The sequence below is a fragment of the Ensifer sp. 4252 genome, from assembly GCF_050434565.1.
Taxonomy (GTDB): Bacteria; Pseudomonadota; Alphaproteobacteria; order Rhizobiales; family Rhizobiaceae; genus Ensifer.
On record NZ_JBNDIU010000028.1, the window covers coordinates 1 to 19,914 of the forward strand.

The 19,914-nt window shown below is 61.5% G+C and carries 17 protein-coding genes; 11 read left to right on the forward strand and 6 right to left on the reverse strand.

All coding sequences use genetic code 11. The annotated features are described in order from the left end of the window. Window positions 1-311: 311 nt before the first annotated feature. Window positions 312-971 (reverse strand): phytochelatin synthase family protein, encoded by a 660-nt coding sequence (locus tag ABIE33_RS31260; RefSeq protein ID WP_429132293.1) that lies wholly within the window; start codon window positions 969-971, stop codon window positions 312-314. Window positions 972-1,029: 58 nt separating this feature from the next. After that, a complete protein-coding gene (locus ABIE33_RS31265) occupies window positions 1,030-2,994 on the reverse strand; it encodes a transcriptional regulator (RefSeq protein ID WP_429132295.1) in 1,965 nt (654 codons plus the stop codon). 164 nt (window positions 2,995-3,158) lie between these two features. Here ABIE33_RS31265 and ABIE33_RS31270 point away from each other — a divergent pair, with 164 nt between their 5' ends. The 8 genes from ABIE33_RS31270 to ABIE33_RS31305 all read left to right on the forward strand — a co-directional run bounded on the left by ABIE33_RS31270 (window position 3,159) and on the right by ABIE33_RS31305 (window position 9,944). Beyond that, a complete protein-coding gene (locus ABIE33_RS31270) occupies window positions 3,159-4,004 on the forward strand; it encodes a class I SAM-dependent methyltransferase (protein WP_429132297.1) in 846 nt (281 codons plus the stop codon). A gap of 347 nt (window positions 4,005-4,351) precedes the next feature. Continuing rightward, window positions 4,352-5,278 carry an amino acid ABC transporter permease gene (locus tag ABIE33_RS31275; protein ID WP_429132299.1) on the forward strand — a complete coding sequence of 309 codons (927 nt, stop codon included), beginning with the start codon at window positions 4,352-4,354 and terminating at the stop codon, window positions 5,276-5,278. Next, window positions 5,275-6,039: an amino acid ABC transporter ATP-binding protein gene (locus tag ABIE33_RS31280; protein ID WP_429132301.1), complete on the forward strand. Its 765-nt coding sequence runs from the start codon at window positions 5,275-5,277 to the stop codon at window positions 6,037-6,039. The genes ABIE33_RS31275 and ABIE33_RS31280 overlap by 4 nt, the downstream gene beginning before the upstream one ends. Before the next feature lie 32 nt (window positions 6,040-6,071). Then, the gene (locus tag ABIE33_RS31285; RefSeq protein WP_429132303.1) at window positions 6,072-6,935 is read left to right on the forward strand and encodes an ABC transporter substrate-binding protein; all 864 of its coding nucleotides are present in this window, start codon (window positions 6,072-6,074) and stop codon (window positions 6,933-6,935) included. A gap of 22 nt (window positions 6,936-6,957) precedes the next feature. Next, on the forward strand, window positions 6,958-7,731 hold the full coding sequence (locus ABIE33_RS31290; protein WP_429132305.1) for a GntR family transcriptional regulator: 774 nt from the start codon (window positions 6,958-6,960) through the stop codon (window positions 7,729-7,731). Window positions 7,732-7,757: 26 nt separating this feature from the next. Continuing rightward, window positions 7,758-8,498, forward strand: coding sequence for a BtpA/SgcQ family protein (locus tag ABIE33_RS31295; RefSeq protein WP_429132307.1), 741 nt, complete (start codon window positions 7,758-7,760; stop codon window positions 8,496-8,498). Beyond that, window positions 8,495-8,995, forward strand: coding sequence for an ureidoglycolate lyase (locus ABIE33_RS31300; protein ID WP_429132309.1), 501 nt, complete (start codon window positions 8,495-8,497; stop codon window positions 8,993-8,995). The genes ABIE33_RS31295 and ABIE33_RS31300 overlap by 4 nt, the downstream gene beginning before the upstream one ends. A 4-nt stretch (window positions 8,996-8,999) precedes the next feature. Further along, window positions 9,000-9,944: a carbohydrate kinase family protein gene (locus tag ABIE33_RS31305; protein ID WP_429132311.1), complete on the forward strand. Its 945-nt coding sequence runs from the start codon at window positions 9,000-9,002 to the stop codon at window positions 9,942-9,944. A 269-nt stretch (window positions 9,945-10,213) separates the two neighbouring features. Here ABIE33_RS31305 and ABIE33_RS31310 read toward each other — a convergent pair whose 3' ends face one another. After that, a complete protein-coding gene (locus tag ABIE33_RS31310; RefSeq protein ID WP_429132313.1) occupies window positions 10,214-10,729 on the reverse strand; it encodes a BA14K family protein in 516 nt (171 codons plus the stop codon). Between the two features lie 1,442 nt (window positions 10,730-12,171). Here ABIE33_RS31310 and ABIE33_RS31315 point away from each other — a divergent pair. The 3 genes from ABIE33_RS31315 (at window position 12,172) to ABIE33_RS31325 (ending at window position 16,134) form a co-directional block, all read left to right on the forward strand. Next, entirely contained in the window at window positions 12,172-13,017 is an 846-nt protein-coding gene (locus ABIE33_RS31315) for a sigma-54-dependent Fis family transcriptional regulator (RefSeq protein ID WP_429132400.1), read from the forward strand. Window positions 13,018-13,178: 161 nt separating this feature from the next. Continuing rightward, entirely contained in the window at window positions 13,179-14,255 is a 1,077-nt protein-coding gene (locus ABIE33_RS31320; RefSeq protein ID WP_429132316.1) for a 2,3-butanediol dehydrogenase, read from the forward strand. A gap of 76 nt (window positions 14,256-14,331) precedes the next feature. Beyond that, window positions 14,332-16,134 carry an NAD(P)-binding domain-containing protein gene (locus tag ABIE33_RS31325; protein ID WP_429132318.1) on the forward strand — a complete coding sequence of 601 codons (1,803 nt, stop codon included), beginning with the start codon at window positions 14,332-14,334 and terminating at the stop codon, window positions 16,132-16,134. A gap of 138 nt (window positions 16,135-16,272) precedes the next feature. Here the strand turns inward: ABIE33_RS31325 and ABIE33_RS31330 are convergent, their stop codons facing one another. From ABIE33_RS31330 to ABIE33_RS31340, 3 genes are all read right to left on the reverse strand, one after another. Further along, complete coding sequence (locus ABIE33_RS31330; protein WP_429132320.1) at window positions 16,273-17,667, reverse strand: NAD(P)/FAD-dependent oxidoreductase; 1,395 nt, start codon at window positions 17,665-17,667, stop codon at window positions 16,273-16,275. 15 nt (window positions 17,668-17,682) lie between these two features. Further along, a complete protein-coding gene (locus tag ABIE33_RS31335; protein ID WP_429132322.1) occupies window positions 17,683-18,060 on the reverse strand; it encodes a cupin domain-containing protein in 378 nt (125 codons plus the stop codon). A gap of 73 nt (window positions 18,061-18,133) precedes the next feature. Beyond that, window positions 18,134-19,852 (reverse strand): amidohydrolase, encoded by a 1,719-nt coding sequence (locus tag ABIE33_RS31340; RefSeq protein WP_429132324.1) that lies wholly within the window; start codon window positions 19,850-19,852, stop codon window positions 18,134-18,136. Window positions 19,853-19,914 lie beyond the last annotated feature (62 nt).

Sequence of the window (19,914 nt, forward strand, 5' to 3'; positions counted from 1 at the left end):
TCCACTACGGCAGCCGGTATGGAGACTAACTAACACCCCTTGGCGGACCAGATTTGCGTGTCGCCCAAGGACCAGTTCACGATGACGCTTGATAGGGATCACACGCTTCGCCTTCTGGTAAGCCATAACTTACCATCAGGCGGGAATGCTTGAGACCCGATATCGCAGCGTGACCTCCGCATTGCCCGCCTGCCGTCGAGCAGACCGAACCGGTTGACCGGTTCGCCGTCTGCAGGACATTCCCGCTGCCGGAGGGACTTCGAAGACCTTGCCTATCCAGACACGCTCGGCGCGAAAGCGACGAGTTGAGGTTAGGGCGAGATTAGCAGCATTCCCCGTTTGCTAACGCCATCGAGAGTATCCATGGCGGCGAACAAACGCTCGCGTTCGATGAGCCAGGGCTTGAACCGCTCATTCACGTCCAGGACGAACACCAGATCTTCGGCCTCCAAATATCCCGCCACGGGTGAGTGGTGTCCTGCTCCCGCTCCAAAAATCGTCCTACGATCGAAGTTGATGATGTAGCGACGATCGGGATCGTTAGCGTGCGTCATGTGCTCACGGAACTGCTCGGCGGTCAGGTTCCGCAGAACGGTGACCTGACGACTCGTCTTCTTTCGCGCAAGCTCAGCCAGCTCGTCCAAAGTGAGCCCGATTATGCAGTACCCCGTCCAGCACGTACCTGTTCCGGACAAGACGTCGGCCTCGGTCGTTTCATCTTCACCGATCGAGCGAAAGCTGTTTGCAAGGCTTGCAGGCCCACACCGCGAACCGTTCGACTGCCACGTGACGCGTTTGTCAAAGGCAGAAGCGACCGGGAGACTCCAGGCTTTTTCGAGAAGATCTGAACTGCGAATGACAGATGTTTCGATCGCTTTTGGAGCAACGGAGGTCTGAGAAGAGACGACGAATGTCGCCGCAACGAGCAAACCCAAGGCGGCCGCAAAGCCAAGCACCACCCGATGTTTCATTGTCTGATCCCCACAAGGCAAGGACGATCAGAAACAATGAACCAGGGACAAGATGACATCAATGGAGGTCGATCTGCCTTGCACCTTGGCGAAACAGCGTCTGCTCTTCGGGGCCTAGATGAAACGCAGTCAGAAAATCGCTCAGGCTGTAGCCTGAAAACCGATAGTGGAGCGACGCCACGAAGCCACGCCCTTCGTCGAGCCGACCGACCAGCGCCAGCGATAGCGCCGCGATCGCCAGAATGTGGGCATGGGCATTCGGCCGGGCCGCAGCCTTGACGGCCCAGCCGGCCGCCTCCTCGAAGCGACCGAGGCGCACGAGTGCCAGCGCCCGGCTTGCCAGCATGCCGAAGAGCAGCGGGTCGAATGGGCTGAGCTTTCGCGAAAGATCTGCCGCCACGATCGCTGCCTGCGCGTCGCCGGACTGGGCCTGGACGAAGGCGAGCGAGTAGTGACCAAGCGCAAAACTGGGGCTGAGTTCGACCGCCTGTTCCAGCTCGCCGACGGACTGGTCGTGCAGGCCCCGCAGCCAGAGCGCTCGACCGATTGCCCAATGCGCGGCCGGGTCGCGGTCATCGGCCATCATGCTTTGGCTGGCTGCCCGATACGCAAGCTCGACTTCCACGTCCTGATCCGCCCAGTGCTGGAAGGCGCTTTGAAAATGGGTGAAGGAAAGGCCCGCGTGAGCGCGGGCGAATGTCGGATCGAGGCTTATCGCGATCTCGAAGAAGTGCTGGGCCTGTTCATTGTTGCTCCTGGTGAAGCGATACATGTGCCAGAGCCCACGGTGATGCGCCTCCCACGCATCGAGAGAACTAGGTGGCTTGAGGATTGCCCGATTGCTCTCAAGCGCTTCGACTTCACGCTCGATGGTGACGACGATCCGGCCGCCGATCTCGTCAAGCAGAAGAAAGGTCTCCGCAGCATCGTACTCGAAGACTTCGGCCCGCACGATACGGGCGGTGTGCGCCTCGGTGAGTTCGATGCAAACGGTGATACGCCTGCCGAGGCGCTGGAACGAGCCGTTGACGAGATAGTCGACGCCGAGCATCCGGGCAGCCTCGTGCGGTGTGTACCGGCGGTCGCGCAGGGCGAACATGGTGCCTTGGGCGATCACGCTGAGGCTGCGCTGTCGGGCGAGCCGTGTGATGATGTCGTGAACGAGCGCATCGGACGATCCACCCGGAATGGCCATCGGCGATGTGTCATCGAAGGGCATGATGGCGATTGATGCACGCCGATGCGTCTGAGGCGCTGCCGTTTCGCTCGACGCCGTTTGGGCGACGGGCGCCGGATGCACTATGAACGTCTCGTCAGCCTGCGCCCTGGCCGTGCGCCAGATCTCTCGAAGAGGCTTGCTGTCGACGCTTTCACTATCGAAAAGCTTGGCAGTCGCTGCCAGGTGCTCCTCTCCTTCCCGAACGCGCCCGTCGGCAGCAAGGCTTTGCAACAGCAACTCGTGCGGACGGAGGTCAAAGGGGGCAAGAGTAATCCAGCAATCGAGATAGCTGCGTACTTCCTCATGGCCCACGCGTTGCACGATGTGCTCGAGAAGAGCTGCATGGATATCGCGCAATCGGCGGCGTTGGAACGCCAGCCAGCTGTCAAATACCGGGCTGCGCTCGATCGCAAGTCCGTCAAGAAAGTCGCTAACAAAAAGATCGGCCAGGGATCGCAACTGTTCCGGTGCAAACGTCCTGAAGCCGTGTCGATGGGCTGCGGTCACCTCGATCGCATCGACCGAGCAATCCGACAGATCCAAGGCGATCGTATCGCCCTTGGTAGAGACGCGCTGCTCCCCAATCAGCGACCGGATCTTGCTCAGACACCAACGCAGTTCGCCGCGCGGATCATCGGGGATATCCCACAGAAGGTCGCAGAGCTGAGCCCTGCCAGGGGGATGGGGCGAAAGCGCCAGATAGGCAAGAAGAGCACGTACCTTGCGCGATCCGGGCAACGGCACGTCCACGCCTTCACGGCGAATTGCCAATGGTCCGAGCAGTCGGAGCGTTAACGACGGCATGTCGACCTGCCTTCGCCCGTAAGGTCCATGGTCATTACCACGCCGGCTGCCACGCTGGTTCCCACGCTGTCTGCCTAGACCAGAAGCCGCGGAAGATCAGATGCTCGAAACAGGCCTGTGACAGACGCACCATGACCCAATCAAACTGCCTTAAGGAGGAAAAAATGTCCACATCCGTAGCTCTAGCCGGCCAGAACCACCAGCCTGCCGTCGACCTCGGCGCGCTCAAAGCCCGGCAGCAAAATGCGTGGTCTTCAGGCGATTACGCCGTCATCGGCACGACCCTGCAAATTGTTGGCGAGAGCCTCTGTGAAGCGCTCGATCTGCGCGCCGGTTCCAAGGTGCTCGACGTCGCCGCTGGCAACGGCAACGGTGCGCTTGCCGCCGCCCGGCGCTGGTGCGACGTTACCGCTACGGATTACGTCCCTTCGCTCCTGGAGCGCGCTCGTGAGCGCGCCAAAGCTGACCGACTCTCCATCACCTTCCAGGAGGCAGATGCAGAAAACCTGCCCTTTGCCGATCAGTCGTTCGACACTGTGCTCTCGATTTTCGGCGTGATGTTCACGCCCGATCAGGAGCGGGCTGCCGGAGAGCTCCTTCGTGTCTGCAAGCGCGGCGGCTCCATTGGGCTTGCGAACTGGACGCCCGATGGCTTCATCGGGCAGGTGTTCAAGACGATAGGTCGCCATGTCCCGCCGCCGGCAGGTGCCCGCTCGCCGGCGCTCTGGGGATCGCGCCCGCGTCTCGAGGAACTGTTCCCTGCCACGTCCGCCTCGGTTGCGGCAATGCCGCGGCAGTTTGTGTTCCGCTACAAATCTGCCGAGCATTGGCTTGAGGTCTTCCGGACGTTCTATGGCCCTGTTTTGAAGACCTTCGCCGCTCTGGAACCCGCAGGACAGGACGCGCTCGCTACTGACCTGCTGGCACTCGTTGCACGCTTCAATCGCGCCGACGGCGGCACCATGGTGGTGCCGAGCGAGTATCAGGAAGTCGTTGTTACAAGGCTCTGAGTCAAGGCTATGTTGAACCATGTCACCGCCGCGCACGCGTTTCGATCCGTGCTCGGCGGTGTACATCGAAGCGGTCCAACTTTACCACGATATGTCATCAATGAACCTCCCGAGCGAGCGATCAACGTAACGCCGACCACACACACTCTTACTGGATAGTCCAGCGCCACGAACTGGCTGCTGATGAGATGCGCCGGCATGGCGCAGCCGCGCGGACGTGCACGCGACCGGCGATCAAGTGCCATTTTCTCGACAACGCGCTTGTTTTTCCTTCGGTGGTGGGCCCGCTTGACTCCGCCTCAGAACGCATCTAGTAAGTTGTAGGCCTAACCCTACATTTGGACATTATGACCCGATCAACCTCGAATGCAACTCCCACGCTGTCGCTGACAGATCTGCCAGGCCCGGACGTGCCCGTTCGCCGTTTGAGCCATCCTTGGCGCTGGATAAGCGGTGGTGCCGTCCTCCTCTTGCTGGCATTGGTCGGTCGCGCCTTTGCGGTTGGACAAATCCAGTGGACGGTCGTCGGGGAGTTTCTGACGGCCGGCGTCATCATCACCGGTTTCGGCTGGACCCTGCTGATCTCGGCCTGCGCGCTTGCACTTGGCGTAGTCCTCGGCTTCGCCTTCGGGATCATGCGCCTTTCGGAAAATCCGATCCTGCGCTTTGCCGCCTGGCTTTACGTCTGGATATTCCGCGGCACGCCCGTGCTGCTGCAGCTTCTCATCTGGTTCAACATCGCGCTCGTCTTTCCCCGCCTCTACATTCCGGGTCTAGTCGACGAGCGCATGGTTGATGTGGTGACGCCCTTTGTCGCTGCCGTTCTTGGTCTTGGTGTCAACGAAGGCTCTTATCTGACGGAAGTCGTGCGCGGCGGAATCTCATCTGTCGATCGCGGCCAGAAGGAAGCGGCCCACACACTCGGCATGACGCCGGGCCAGACGATGCGGCGCATCATGCTGCCGCAGACCCTGCGGTTGATCCTGCCAGTTCTTGGCAACAGCGCCATCGGCATGCTGAAATTCTCTTCGCTTGCCGCCACGATCGCCATGGGCGAAATGCTGAACGCGGCCCAGCGGATCTACTTCATCAACGGCGCGGTCATCGAGCTGCTGTTCGTTTGCGCCGCCTGGTATCTCGCCGGGACGACGGTGCTTTCCATCGGTCAATATTATCTCGAACGCCATTTCGGCCGCGACGCCGCTGCCGCTGCCAGCACCCGAAGCTGGTTCAAAGGACGGGCGCGGCGTGTCGCCACAGTGGGGGAAGCATGAGTCTCGCAGTCAAGGCGGTCGGTATCCGCAAGAGTTTCGGCAGCCACGAGGTATTGAAGAACCTCGACCTCGAAGTTGCCTATGGTGAAGTGCTGTGCATCCTCGGTCCATCGGGCAGCGGCAAGAGCACCTTCCTTCGATGCATCAATCACCTCGAAACGCCAAACAGCGGTTATGTCTGGGTCGATGGCGCGATCATGGGCTATGCGCTCCACCGCGGCGCTCTCCAGGAGCTGCCCGTCAAGCGGCTGCGCGCCCAGCAGAGCCAGCTCGGCATGGTGTTCCAGCATTTCAATCTGTTCGCGCATCTGACGGTGCTCGGCAATGTCATCGAAGGGCCGATGGTCGTGCGCGGATTGCGCCGGGCCGAAGCCGAAGCCCGCGCCATGGATCTGCTGGAGCAGGTCGGCATGGCGGCCAAGGCCGAAAGCTATCCGTCGCAGCTTTCCGGCGGCCAGAAGCAACGCGTGGCAATCGCCCGAGCCCTCGCCATGGAGCCGCGGGTGATGCTGTTCGACGAACCGACCAGCGCGCTCGATCCAGAGCTTGTCGGCGAGGTGCTGGAGGTCATGCGCAATCTGGCGCGCGGTGGCACCACCATGATTGTCGTCACCCATGAGATCGGCTTTGCCCGCGAGGTGGCCGACCGCGTCGTGGTGATGATCGACGGAGAAATTCGCGAGACGGGCGCACCGGAACAGGTCCTCAGCAACCCCGGCGATCCGCGCGTGCGCACATTCCTCAGCCGCGTTCTGGCCTGACAATTTTCAGCTTAAAAATGGGAGAACAGAAAATGAAACGACTGCTGCCAATAGTTCTGGGACTTGCCTCCACCACATTCATCAGCCTGTGCGTGGCCGGAGCGGCCCATGCCGCGTCCGACGAGAAGCTGGCCGCCGCCCTGCCCGAAGCCGTGCGCGCCGCTGGCAAACTGAACGTCACGATCAGCCTTGCCTATCCGCCGATGGAATACAGCGATGCCGGCTCGACCGACCTGAAGGGCTTCGACATCGATCTCGCCAAGGCGATTGCCGAGCGCCTCGGCCTGACGGCCGAATTCCAGAACGTCGAATTCCCGCAATTGATACCCCAGGTCGTCACCGGCCGGTCCGACATGATCATGACCGCCTTCTCCGACAAGGTCGAACGCCAGACCCAGCTCGATTTCATCGACTACTTCAAGACTGGCAACGTCTTTTATTCCACGGCCGATCAGCAGGGAGAGATCAAGGTTGAAACCGACCTCTGCGGCAAGACCGTTGCCGTGGCGACCGGCACAAGCTGGGTCACGTGGGCGGAAAATGTCGGCAAGGCCAATTGTGCCGCGGACAAGCCGATCACGGTCATCCAGATCCCGACCCAGGCCGAGCACATCATGCAGATCCGCCAAGGCCGCGCGCAGGCCTCGGTCATCGGCCTGGAGGGCCTGCTTGATCTGATGAAGCAGGAGCCGGGCAAGTTCTACCAGATCGGCAAGGTCGACGAGATCAATTACTACGGCATCGCCTTTGCCAAGGCGAATGGCCCCTTGCGCGATGCAGTGCTTGCAACGCTCGAGGCGCTGAAGGCGGATGGTACTTATGCACAGATCCTCGACCGCCATGGCTTGAAAGAAGCTGCCGTGGAAGAGTTCAAGGTGAACGGAACCACGAAGTAACGGAGCCAAACCGGAGCCCGCCTTGACCCATCCTTCCATGCCTGACGCCTCCACCGCCGCGGACGACAGATTGTCGAGATTGCGCCTCGATCTCTATTCGAGCGAGCAGCTTTACCGGCAGCTCTACCGGGTTCTTCGAGCCGCAATCCTGAGCGGCGACTTTTCCGAGGGGGAAGCCATTCCCTCGGAAAACCAGTTGCGTGACCAGTTCGGTATCGCCCGGACCACGGTTCGCAATGCGATGGCGCTTCTGGTGTCGGAAGGACTGGTCCAGCAGGTTCGCGGCCGGGGCACGATCGTTTCGCACCGGCCGATCAGCCACAACATCTGGAACTTCGGCAGCTTTACCGAACTGGCCCGCCGACAGGGCCAACGCCCCACGACGCGGGTGCTGGAGCATCGGGTTGAGAACGGTGAACTGTTCCTGGTACGTGCTCGCGGGCTTGCCAACGGCGAGACCGTCAACTGGCTGAACGTCGATACGTCGCAGCTCGATCTCACCCTCTATCCAGGCATCGACCGCTACGATTTCGCGGCGCAATCACTCTACGAGGTATTGCGCCGTGACTACGACCGCCACCCCCTTCGCTCGGAATTGCTTTTGACGGTTGTGCCGCCATCCGACCGTTTGCGGGAGGTGTTTGCTCCGGCACTCGACGTGCCGGGCTATCTTTGTGCCAGCGGGGATGTGCTCGACGCCGACGATCGGTTGGTCGAACGCACATCGATCGTCTACTCGCCGGCGGTCCAGATGAAATTCGCCACCCGTTGGGGGCGTGATACCGCGCCGGCCTGACGGCAGCGCGACGCAGGAGAACGAACATGAGCCGCTTCGGCGAGACCTTTACGACCCCAAAACCCATTCTCGGCATGTTGCACCTGGCAGGCGACAGCCCCGAGGGCAAGCTCGCCCAAGCCGAGGAGGAAGCCCGCATCATGGCAGGCGAAGGTGTCGATGGATTGGTGGTCGAGAATTATTTCGGCCACGCCGAGGATGTGGAGCGGGTGCTGGCTCGGCTGTTCGGTCTTGATCTCGGCACGCGCATCGGCGTCAATGTGCTGCGGGACGACGCACGCGCTTTTGAACTTGCCCGCCAATATCCCGTGGCCTTCATCCAGGTCGATTCCGTTGCCGGCCATCTGCCGCCCGAGACGGATGCGCCATTCGCTGCCGACCTTGCCGCCCGCCGTGAAGGCGTCTCGGCGTTGCTGCTCGGGGGCGTGCGGTTCAAATATCAACCGGTCCTGTCCGGCAGGCCGGAAGCAGAGGACGTGCGCATCGGCGCCTCGCGTTGCGACGGCCTCGTGGTGACCTCCGATGCGACGGGCCGGCCGACCGACATGGACAAGGTGGCGCGTTTCCGCGCCGCAACCGAGGGCAGCGTACCGTTACTGATCGGAGCCGGCCTTACCGAGGCCAATGCCACCGAACAGTTGGCCCACGCAGACGGCGCCGTCGTCGGAAGCTGGTTCAAGCACGACCATAAGGATACCGGCCGGGTTGAAGCGGCCCACGTCGCCGGCCTGATGCGCGTCGTGCGTGCCGCAAGGAGTGCCGCATGAGCGCTCCGGATGCCGTCCTCGCCCGGCCGGTGACCGCCGAAAACTTTTCGCGGTTCGGCACGACCTACAACCTGACCGACGATGCAGATCCCAAGGCGATATGGACAGCGGGCGACGGCTGGCGCGACGGTTTTACCGCCGCACCGCTGATCAAGGGCTCTGGCCACCTCGGCATTACGCGCGGCGGCGGCGCACCATGGCACTGCTCGGCCATGGAACGCCACCCGGGAACCGAAGAAGCGCTGTTTTGCGCGTCCCAACCGATCGTGCTTGCCGTCGCGCCCGCATCCGACGCAGAGGCACCGCATCGCGATGACCTTGAAGCATTCATGATTGCGCCGGGGCAAGCGGTGGTGATGCGTCGTGGCGTCTGGCACGACGCCTGCCGCGGCGTTTCGGGGCCAACGCCCTACTATTGGATGGCGATATGTGGCCTCGGTGAAAGCCCCTGGGTGCCCGTGGCTGGCGGACCACGCCTGATCACCGGGAAGGACTGAGCGCATGACAACCTTTTTCATCGGTGACGTGGCGCTCGACGAATATTACACCGCCGATCGCTGGCCGGGTCGTGCGGACAAGGGCATGGTCGCCGAACTGCCGGCGGAAACCGGAGGCTCTATCGCCAACGCCGCCGTGGTGCATGCGGCACTGGGCGGCCAAACGCAGTTCATCTCGTTGCTGAACGACAGTCCGTTGTCGAAACGGCTGATTGCCGACCTCGTGGAGAACGGTGTCGGCGTCAGCCACATGCTGACTGATCCTGCCATTCCCGAATCGCGCAATCTGATCTTCCTGGTCGATGGCGAGCATATCGTTCTGACTGTCGAGATGGGCGAACAACCGATGTGGCTGTCACCAGACAGTTTGACGGCGCTGCGTCAGCCCGGATTGATGTATACGACCCTCTATCGTGTCCGCCGCCTGCATGTACGGGCGGAAAACGGCATTCTGAAACAGGCCGGGCTTCTGGCCGACCTGCGCCAGCACGGGCGCCGCGCCATCTTCGATCTCGACGTCGGCGGCTGCACGCCTGAGGACATGCCCTATCTCAAAGGTGCGGCGGTGGTGATCTTCAACCAGGTGGGCTTCCGTACCGCCTTCGGCCATGAAGAGCTGTCGCGCATCGGGGACTGGATGCACGATCATGACATCGACTGGGTGGTGCGCACGCTGGCGGCCGAAGGCGCAGAGGCGCGTAACGGTGACACGATACTGCGCGCCAGCGGGTTTCCGGTCGATGTCGTCGATGTGACTGGCGCTGGCGATACCTTCGGCGGCGTGCTGACCTGGTGTCTTGAACAGAACCGACCCTTTGCCGATGCTTTGAACTTCGCCGTGGCTGCCGCGGCCCGCTCAGTCACAGTCCATGGTCCCCGCGGCGGCAAGGCGAATGCCGACGAAATCCTTCGCTGGTGTGATGACAGACCCCGGCAAGCTATCACCTGAAGCGAGTTACGCGCTCGGCGTCTGCCTGATTGGGCAAAAGGCTCGCCGCAGGGAGTTCAGCTTGAGCCGCAGTCGATAATCCGAGAACCGGGAACAGCCTGCCTCGGCGAGCCGACCCACGCAATTGGGCAACAAGGTCCCCGCTTCCCCGGCCGCGCCATTGAGCACGGGATGATATCTTGTCCCGGGCGACAGTTCAGATTGCTTGTCAGCAGTCTAAACCGTCCAGATAGCGGATGAATCCGTTTAACGTCGTACCTCAACCGCCCTCAATAGTAAGGCGAGACGCACGCTTGTCGCGGACCGTAATACGGCTGGAATGTATCGTCGTATGCCCTATAGGACCGGTAGCGCGCGTAGCACCAGCGCGTATGTGCACTGCCGCCGCCGTAGGCTTCGCGGTAGTAGCGTGGCGCATAATAGCGTGGCGCGTAATAGCGCTGGCGGTAGTAGCTACGGCCATAGTAGTTCCCGCCATAGTAGTTATTGCCGTAGTAGTTCCCGCCGTAGTAACCGGGGCCATAATATCTGGGTTGAGCCAGCAGCCCGCCGATAACAGCGCCTGCGGCAAGCCCACCCAGTGCCCAAGCCCAATCGTCACCACCACCGTTGTGATGATGTCCGTGGTTGTACCTGCCGTAGCCGCCGCGATATCGCCTGTACTGAACCAGCTGGGCTTGCGGCGCCTCGATCCTTGGCGCGGTAATTGTGGGGAACGCCAGGGCTGGCTGAGCGCTTGTCAGCGCAGTCACAAGCGACAGAACAACGATTGCAAACCTTTTCATTGGCTTCACCTTCCCTCTGCAGCGCCACGCGTCGAATTCGGCGCGCAAAGGACACTGCAGCCCTTTAAATCGCGGCCTAATTCTACCCTAAAATCGAACTTGAGTTGAGGAATTATGCATCGGCAGGAAAGCACTCCGTTCCGTTTCACCGACGCTTGAATCAAAATGCTTCGAATGCGGGTATGTCTGCCTTCCCTTGATGGTGCCCCCGCCTCGAAAGAGACTCGTGGCGCTGCGGCCGGTTCGCACGCAGTTTGTGTTTTCGACCAGGCGATCGCACTCAAACTGCGCGAATTGTCCCCCTGCCCTTTACAAAGCCGTTTCGGCATGGACACATTCGCGTTCGGAGGAATGGAGGAGCGTGGCAGCAATGCCATCGAAGTTCCATGGTTTCACATTCTGAACATGTCCGCGAGATCGAGCGGGTGGGACAGGGCCTAGCAACGGGACGCGACGACATTGTCGTCAAGTCGTGGCTGCGGTGCCTTGATCAGCACAAGCTGGATCCAGCGCAGACATGCGAAGCCTACATCCTGCCTGAACAGCGCCTTCGCGAGCATCGGCAGGAAGCCGAAGACCTTATCAGGATCGCGCGCTCAGGCCTTGAAAACCTCTACAACCAGGTCGCCGGACAGAACTACGTTCTGCTGCTTTCCGACAGAAAAGGCGTGACAGTCGAGTTTCTGGGCGACCCTTCCTTCGACAACAACCTGCGCCGAGCCGGCCTCTACCTCGGATCGGATTGGGCAGAAGCGCGGGCAGGCACTTGCGCCGTCGGCGCCTGTCTGGAGACCGGCGAGGCCTTGACGATCCACCAAAGCGACCATTTCGACACGACGCATACGCCGCTCTCTTGCACCGCAGCGCCGATCTACGACACAGAAGGCGGGCTTTCGGCCGTTCTCGACATTTCACTGCTCAGCTCGCCAATCCTGAAGGCAAGCCAGAACCTTGCGCGCCACCTCGTCGCCGCCACCGTGCGGCGGATCGAGCTTGCCAACCTGATGGCTCGGACGCGTCATGAATGGGTGCTACGCTTTGCCCGCTCGCCGGAGTTCCTCGACGTCGATCCCGAGGCTGCGATCTCGATCGATGGTCGCGGCCACATCATCGGCATGACCCACGGCGGCGCGCGGATCCTGGCGCGCTCGGCCGGGGTCGACTGGCGCGATCCGCAGAACCTCATCGGCCAGCCGGTGTCCCGTTTCTTTGATATCGGCGTCGACGGCCTGGTGGAATTGACGCGTCGCAGGCCGACCGAGGAACGGCTTCTGACCGCGCGTGACGGAAACGCTCTCTTTGCCCATGCGATCGAACCGCAGTTTCCTGTCGGTCGGTCGGCCGGCAAGATCGCAACACCTTCGGCCGCTCGCCGGCTCGGCGGCCAGGTGCCGGTGATCGCCGCCCTTCAGGATCGGATCGCCAGGCTAGCGCCAACTGCATTGCCCGTTCTCATCCAGGGCGAGACCGGTTCGGGCAAGGAACACCTCGCCCGAGCGGTCCATGACTGCAGCGGCCTCAAGGGCAAGTTCGTTGCGATCAATTGTGCGGCGCTGCCGGAGCATCTGATCGAGAGCGAACTCTTCGGCTATCTGCCGGGTGCTTTTACCGGGGCATCGCCCAAGGGGCGCAAAGGACTGATAGAACAGGCGGACGGCGGAACCCTGTTCCTCGATGAGATCGGCGACATGCCCCTCACCCTGCAGACCCGACTGCTTCGGGTTCTGGCGGAACGGGAGATCCTGCCGCTTGGCGGGCAGGAACCGAAACCGGTGAACCTTCGCATCGTGTCGGCGACGCACCGGCCACTACAGCAACTGGTGCAGGAGGGCCGCTTCCGCGAAGACCTGTTCTATCGTCTGAACGCGGCCGTGTTCCAGATGCCGCCACTTCGCGATCGGCCGGATTTCGAATGGCTGCTCGCGACACTGCTCGAAAAGCACCGCACGGAGGAGCAGCCTTTGCACATCTCGTCGGACGCGCTGGCCGCGCTGAAGGCGCATGGCTGGCCCGGAAACATTCGCGAGCTGGATAACGTTCTCGCGGTCGCCGCTGCCGTGTGCGACGAAAACAGGATCGAGCTCGGCGACCTGCCGGAGCACCTCACGGCTGCCCGGACGGTCAAGGCAGGTATTTCCCCAATCGGAAAGACCGAAGACGGCACTGCGCTCGAGCTCATGCTCTCATCCTGCGGCTGGAACATCTCCGAAGCGGCCCGGCGCCTGGGCGTCGATCGCTCCACCATCCACCGCCAGATCAAGCGACACGGGTTGCGCGCCAAGCACTAGTGCGCAACAGCTGTGGTGCCACACCTGTTGCATTCGCCTCACGTGGACGACGTTTGCTAGAACAACCTAAGCCATTGCCAAACAAAGATATTCTGACGTGATCTCGTCTTGGCACGCCCCTTGCTCCGTACTGTCGCAACAAAAGACAGAACGGAGGAAACATGCGCGCACTCAGATTTCACGCAGCCAAGGACTTGCGGCTTGAACAGATCTCGCCACCCGATCGCAATCCGGGGTCGGGCCAGGTCCTCATTCGCAATCGGTTTGTCGGTATCTGCGGCACGGACCTGCACGAATACGCCTATGGTCCGATCTTCATTCCAAGGGAACCGCATCCATTCACCGGTGCCCATGGCCCACAAGTTCTCGGGCACGAGTTCGGTGGCGTGGTCGAGGCGGTCGGAGAGGGTGTAAACACCATTGCCGTCGGAGACAGGATCTCCGTTCAGCCGCTGATCATGCCACGGTCCGGCGACTACTTTGCCGATCGCGGTCTTTACCACCTCAGCACCGACCTCGCCCTGGCGGGCCTCAGCTGGCAGTGGGGCGGGATGGCGGAATACGCCACGCTCAACGAATACAACGTCCAGAAGATCCCCGATGCCATGAGTGACGAGGAGGCCGCCCTGGTCGAACCGACCGCGGTTGCTGTCTATGCCTGCGACCGTGGTGGCGTGACGGCGGGAAGCAGCGTGCTTGTCACGGGTGCGGGACCGATCGGCATCCTGACACTGCTGGCGGCAAGGGCAGCCGGCGCCGCACAACTGTTCGTCTCCGACATCAACGATGCGCGGCTCGATTTCGCAAGATCGATCCTGCCCGATCTGATCACGATCAATCCCAAGCGGGACAATCCCGGTGACACCGTTCGGGCGAAGTCGGAAGGCAAGGTCGGCTGCGATGTCGCGATTGAATGCGTCGGCAACGAACATGCGCTGAAGGCCTGCGTCGATGCCGTGCGCAAGCAGGGCGTCGTCGTGCAAACGGGCCTGCATCCGCACGAGAACCCGCTCGACTGGTTCCAGGTCACCTTCAAGGACATCAACCTGCGCGGATCCTGGGCCTACCCGACACATTACTGGCCACGCGTCATCCGGCTGATCGCAACGGGTCTGCTTCCGGCCGCCAAGGTCGTGACGAGCACCATCACGCTCGATCAGGCCGTTGCCCAAGGCTTCGATGCCTTGCTCGATCCGGCCGGCAAGCAACTGAAGATCCTGATCGATCTTACAAAATGATCATCCAGGCATGCCGGGGAAGGAGGAGTTTCCCCGCGTTTGCCACATGACACTCGAGCAAGACGGAGGAGATACCATGCTTGAAGACAGCCCCAACACCAAGATAGACGCAGCCCTTGCCAAGCTCGGCAAGGCGCTGGAGCGCGGAGATGTCGAAGCCGCGGTCAACCTATTTCAGGTCGACTGCTATTGGCGAGACCTGGTCACGTTCACCTGGAACCTGCGCACCCTGGAGGGCCACGACCAGATCCGCGACATGCTGACAAGGCAACTGAAAACAATCAAACCATCGCGATTCCGCCAGGATGAGAGGGAACTGGCAAGTGACGGCGACGGAATCACGCAGGGCTGGTTCGAATTCGAAACGGATGTTGCGCGTGGCTATGGCCATATCCGTGTGAAGAACGGCCTGATCTGGACGCTGTTGACCACGATGAGCGAGCTCAAGGGACATGAGGAACCCAAGGGTCTGAAGCGACCGATGGGGGCCGAACACGGCCACGACCCCAATCGCAAGACCTGGCGCGAGAAACGCGAAGAAGAAACAGCCCGGCTCGGCTACGAGACGCAGCCCTATGTCGTCATCATCGGCGGCGGCCAGGGCGGCATTGCGCTCGGCGCGCGCCTGCGCCAGCTCGGAGTGTCCACGATCATCATCGAGAAAAACGAACGACCCGGCGACAGCTGGCGCAAACGATACAAGTCTCTCTGCCTGCACGACCCCGTCTGGTACGACCACCTGCCCTACATTCCCTTCCCGGAGAACTGGCCGGTCTTTGCGCCGAAGGACAAGATCGGCGACTGGTTGGAGATGTACACCAAGGTCATGGAGCTCAACTACTGGAGCTCGACCACCTGCAAATCCGCTTCCCATGACGAGGACAAGCAGGAATGGACCGTCGTTGTCGAGCGCGACGGCAAGGAAGTGGTGCTGAAGCCGAAACAGCTTGTGCTGGCCACAGGCATGTCCGGCAAGGCCAACGTGCCCAAGTTCAAGGGACAGGAGATCTTCCGGGGCGAGCAGCAGCATTCCTCCCAACATCCGGGCCCTGACGCTTACAAGGGCAAGAAGGTGGTGGTGATCGGGGCGAACAACTCGGCTCACGACATTTGCGCCGCGCTGTGGGAGGCGGGCGCCGACGTCACCATGGTCCAGCGTTCCTCGACCCACATCGTGCGGTCGGATTCGCTGATGGAGATCGGGCTCGGTGACCTCTACTCCGAACGGGCGGTCGCGGCCGGCATGACAACGCGCAAGGCCGACCTCATCTTCGCATCCCTGCCCTACCGGATCATGCACGAGTTCCAGATCCCGCTCTACGACAAGATGCGCGAGCGCGACGCCAAGTTCTATGCGGATCTCGAAAAAGTGGGCTTCATGCTCGACTGGGGCGCCGACGGCTCCGGCCTGTTCATGAAATATCTGCGTCGCGGTTCGGGATATTACATCGATGTCGGCGCCTGCGACCTCATCATCGACGGCTCGATCAAGCTGAAATCCGGCTCAGACGTCGACCACCTGACCGAAACCTCGGTGGTGCTCAAGGACGGAACGGAGCTGCCGGCGGACCTGGTCGTCTATGCAACCGGCTACGGCTCGATGAACGGCTGGGCGGCCGATCTCATCAGCCGTGAAGTCGCCGATAAAGTCGGCAAATGCTGGGGTCTGGGCTCGGACACGCCAAAAGACCCCGGCCCGTGGGAAGGTGAACAACGCAACATGTGGAAGCCGACACAGCAGGAAGCACTCTGGTTTCACGGGGGCAACCTGCATCAGTCACGGCACTATTCGCAGTACCTCTCCCTGCAGTTGAAAGCCCGCCAGGTAGGCATCGAAACACCGGTCTTCGGCTTGCAGGAGCGGCATCACCGTGGCTGATCATTTGGGGATTGGCCGGAGCTACGTCTCCGGCCAATCCCGTCGCATCGCTTGCAGCGTATGTCGCATCGCTTGCAGCGTAAAAAGATCAGGTAGGCCCAGGCATTCGCGATTTGAGCCCGATCCGGAGAGTGCCGTTCAACTCAATGGAAAGCCCATTGCCGAGACCAGTCTGAGCCACGGCTTGCGCCATCCGCCTTTTCGGTCGGCCGTATCGAGCGCATACATCGTCACTTGTGCCCCAAGCCAGCGAAAGGGCTCCGGCGGCACGACGTTGGGCAACTGCGTTGCAAAATCCAATCTGCTCTCCGAAGTCTTCGACCCGTCGAGAATGTCGAGCGCTATACGGGCGCCGAACCTCGACGCTGAGACGCCAAAACCCGAGTAGCCGCCGGCATAAACGACCTTGCCTGAATGGTATCTCTGGAAATGCACCGCCATGCGTGTGCTGAGATCGATTGGGCCGCTCCAGGCATGCGTGAAACGGAGGCCCTGCAACTGCGGAAATGTGTCGAAGAACGCGGCGGCAAGCGGCTCGTATGTCTGGACGTCGCTGTCGACGCCTGGTGAGGTCGTGCCTGCGAAGGCATAGCCCAGCCTTCCCCCGAAGATGATCCGGTTGTCCTTCGTCAGACGCATATAGTTCATCTGGGTCCGGGTATCGTAGACACCCTGCCGGTTCTTCCAACCGATCGACGCCATCTGTCGTTCAGACAACGGCTCGGTCGCGAGCACGCGATCCCGGATGGCGACGACGCGACGCCTGATGCCCCGATGACCCGAGGCAAACGCGTTGGTGGCGAGCAACACCTTGGGTGCGGTCACCGAGCCGAACGGCGTTTTCACCTCGATCCTGGCTCCTGCCTCGTCGAGCGACAGCAGTTCGGTATTCTCAAAGATCTCGACGCCGAGGGAAAGCGCGGTTCGCTTCAGCCCCCAGGCGAGCAACGCCGGGTGCACCGTCCCGCTGATATCCTTTGACCAGATCCCGGCCTTGTATCGCGGCGATCCGATCTGCTCCCGAACCGCGTCTTGGTCCAGAAAATTGGCCTGATGCCCGTACTGAAGGTGCAGCTCGTGCTCCCTGTGAAGGGCTTCGATATGATCCGCGTCGACGGCAACGGTCAGTTCGCCGCCCCACTCCGCATGGCAGTCGATGCCGTGGTCGGAAATGGTCTGCATGAAACCATGCATGTTCTCCTTGCCCAGTCGCTCCAACTCGGCAATGTCGTTGGGGAACACGCGCACCGCATTGGACAGGCCGTGCATCACCGACGTGGAGACGACGCCGCCCGGGCGACCGGAGGCGCCATTGGCGACGGTGCTCTTTTCGATCAGCACCACATCGAGATCGGGCTGCGCCTGCTTGGCCTGGATTGCGCCCCAGAGGCCGGTGAAACCGCCGCCGACGATCAGCAGATCAGCCTTTCGATGGGCCGTCAGCGGCGGTAGCGCTTCGGGAGCATCCGGCCGATCCAGCCAGAACGGCGACATCTTCACGTCGGCAAGCGACGTTACCGACGGTCGTTGCATTGGGTGCGCCATAGGTCACCCGTCAGTCTTTGCGGTGTGCAAGACGTAGACTTTGCGCATCGTCTCCAGCACCTCGAACCGGACCTCCACGCCCTTCGGCAAGACGTAGCTCTCGCCGGCTTGAAACGTCTCCACCGATCCGTCCGGGCTGGTGATCGCGACCTTGCCTGAAAGGATGACGCTGTACTCCACGCCATCGGGATAAGAGAGCATTTCGGCATAGGGCGTCGATTGCCATGTGCCGACGACGATGGAACCATCGGCGCTCTCGAAGTGGACATCACCCATCTCGTCGGCAAAACCTGACAGGATCGCTTCGACGGGCACGACGCTGCATTTTTCCAGCGCGCGCAGGCCGACGCCATTACGATCGATTTTCATTACCTTGGACATGTAGGCTCCTGAATGCATGGTCAGTTGTCGGCGGGACAGGGCGCCCCGTCCCGCCGGATGCGGTTGGATGTGGTTACTTCGCCCGATAGACTTCCGTTCCGGCGACATAGGTCGCCTCGACATGCCGCTGACGGATGGACCGGTCGACGGGATCGGGAAGCTTGGCGTCGAGCACGACGAAATCGGCCCATTTGCCGGCGGAGATCGAGCCGATCTCATCGGCCCACGGCGTCATGTTGGCGCCGGCCTGGGTGTAGGCGAACAGGGCCTCGTCAAAGGTGACGGCCTGTTCCGGATGCCATGGCCCGTCGCCGAGCCCGAACGGGCTTTCGCGGAAGACGGCATCGTTGATCTGGGTCAGGGGGCTGAGCGGCGATGTCGCCCAGTCGGATCCGAACACGACCGGAACCTTTTGCTCCAGCATCGACTTCCAGACATAGGCATGGGACTCGCGCTCATGACCTACCCGCTCGGTGATGTATCTTCCGATCGTGCCGGTTGCATGGTTCGGCTGCATCGATGCCACGATGCCGAGCGTCTTGAATCTTTCGATATCTGAGGGATTGATGATCTCGATATGCTCGACGCGATTGGGGTACTTGCCGGACGACTGCCCCTTTTCGAATGCGTTCAGCGTCATCTGCACACCGGCATCGCCGATCGCGTGGACGGCTGTCGGGAAGCCGTTCTCGTTGGCCGCCTTGATCAGCGCGATCAGATCAGCCTCCGACTGGAAGGGCTCCCCCTTCCATCCGGTTCGATCCGAGTAGTTTTCAAGCATGTAGGCCGTATGGGTCGAAAGCACCCCGTCAACGACCGATTTGGCATAGCCGACAGTCAGAAGCGGACCCTTGACCTTGGTTTCACCGCTCGCAGCCACACGGCTGTCGACGGCTTCGCGATCCTTTGCCGCTGCCGGGATATTTGCGGCCTTGTCTTCGAAGAAGCCGTACCAGACCCGCAACGACAGGTTCTTGTCCTCGACGAGTTTCAGATAGTCGTAAGCGGCGGCGATGGACGACATGTCATGAACGCCGGTCAAGCCGACGCTATTGGCAAACTTCACCGTCTGCAGCAGCGCTTCGGCTCGCTCCTTGTCGGAATAGGCCGGCTTCTTGTTGGTGATGAGATCGCCGGCGCCTTCGAGCAGGATCCCGGTCGGTTCTCCGGTGTTGGCATCGACGACAATCTCGCCCCCGGCAGGCACCTCGGATTTCGCCGTGACGCCGCCGATTTCCAATGCCTTGCTGTTCACCCAGATCGAGTGGAAATCGATATCGCGTAGAACGACAGGGCGATCCTTGACCACCGCGTCGATGTCTTCCTTCGTCGGAAGCTTGCCTTCCTTCAGCGTATAGTCCCAGCCGCCGCCGGTGATCCACACGCCCGGCGCCAGGCGCTCATCGGCCTCCTTGATCTTCTTCAGCCATGTTTCCTTGTCTGGGATATAGGAGAGATCGACGCCAGTGACGTAGTCCGTGCCGCTGGTCAGATGCGTATGGCCGTCGATGAAGCCGGGCGTGACCGTCTTGCCGCCGAGATCGAGCACCGTGGTCTTGTCATCGGCGAGCGACCGGATCTCGGCGCTGGTGCCGACTGCAACGAACTTTCCGTCCTCGACGGCAAAGGCTTCGGCACGGGGCGTATTCGGATCGACGGTCCGCACGTCGCCATTGACGGCGATAAGGTCGGCGGCCGCATTTGCAGCCGTCGATGATCCGGCCGCAAGCGCGGCGAGCATGGTGCCAGCCAGAAGCTGGTGCAGTAGAACACTTGTTTTCTTGGTGCGCACGTCTTTCCCTCCCGAGGTCCGAACAGATGAAGCGGATGCATGGAGTAAGCGGCAATGCGGCG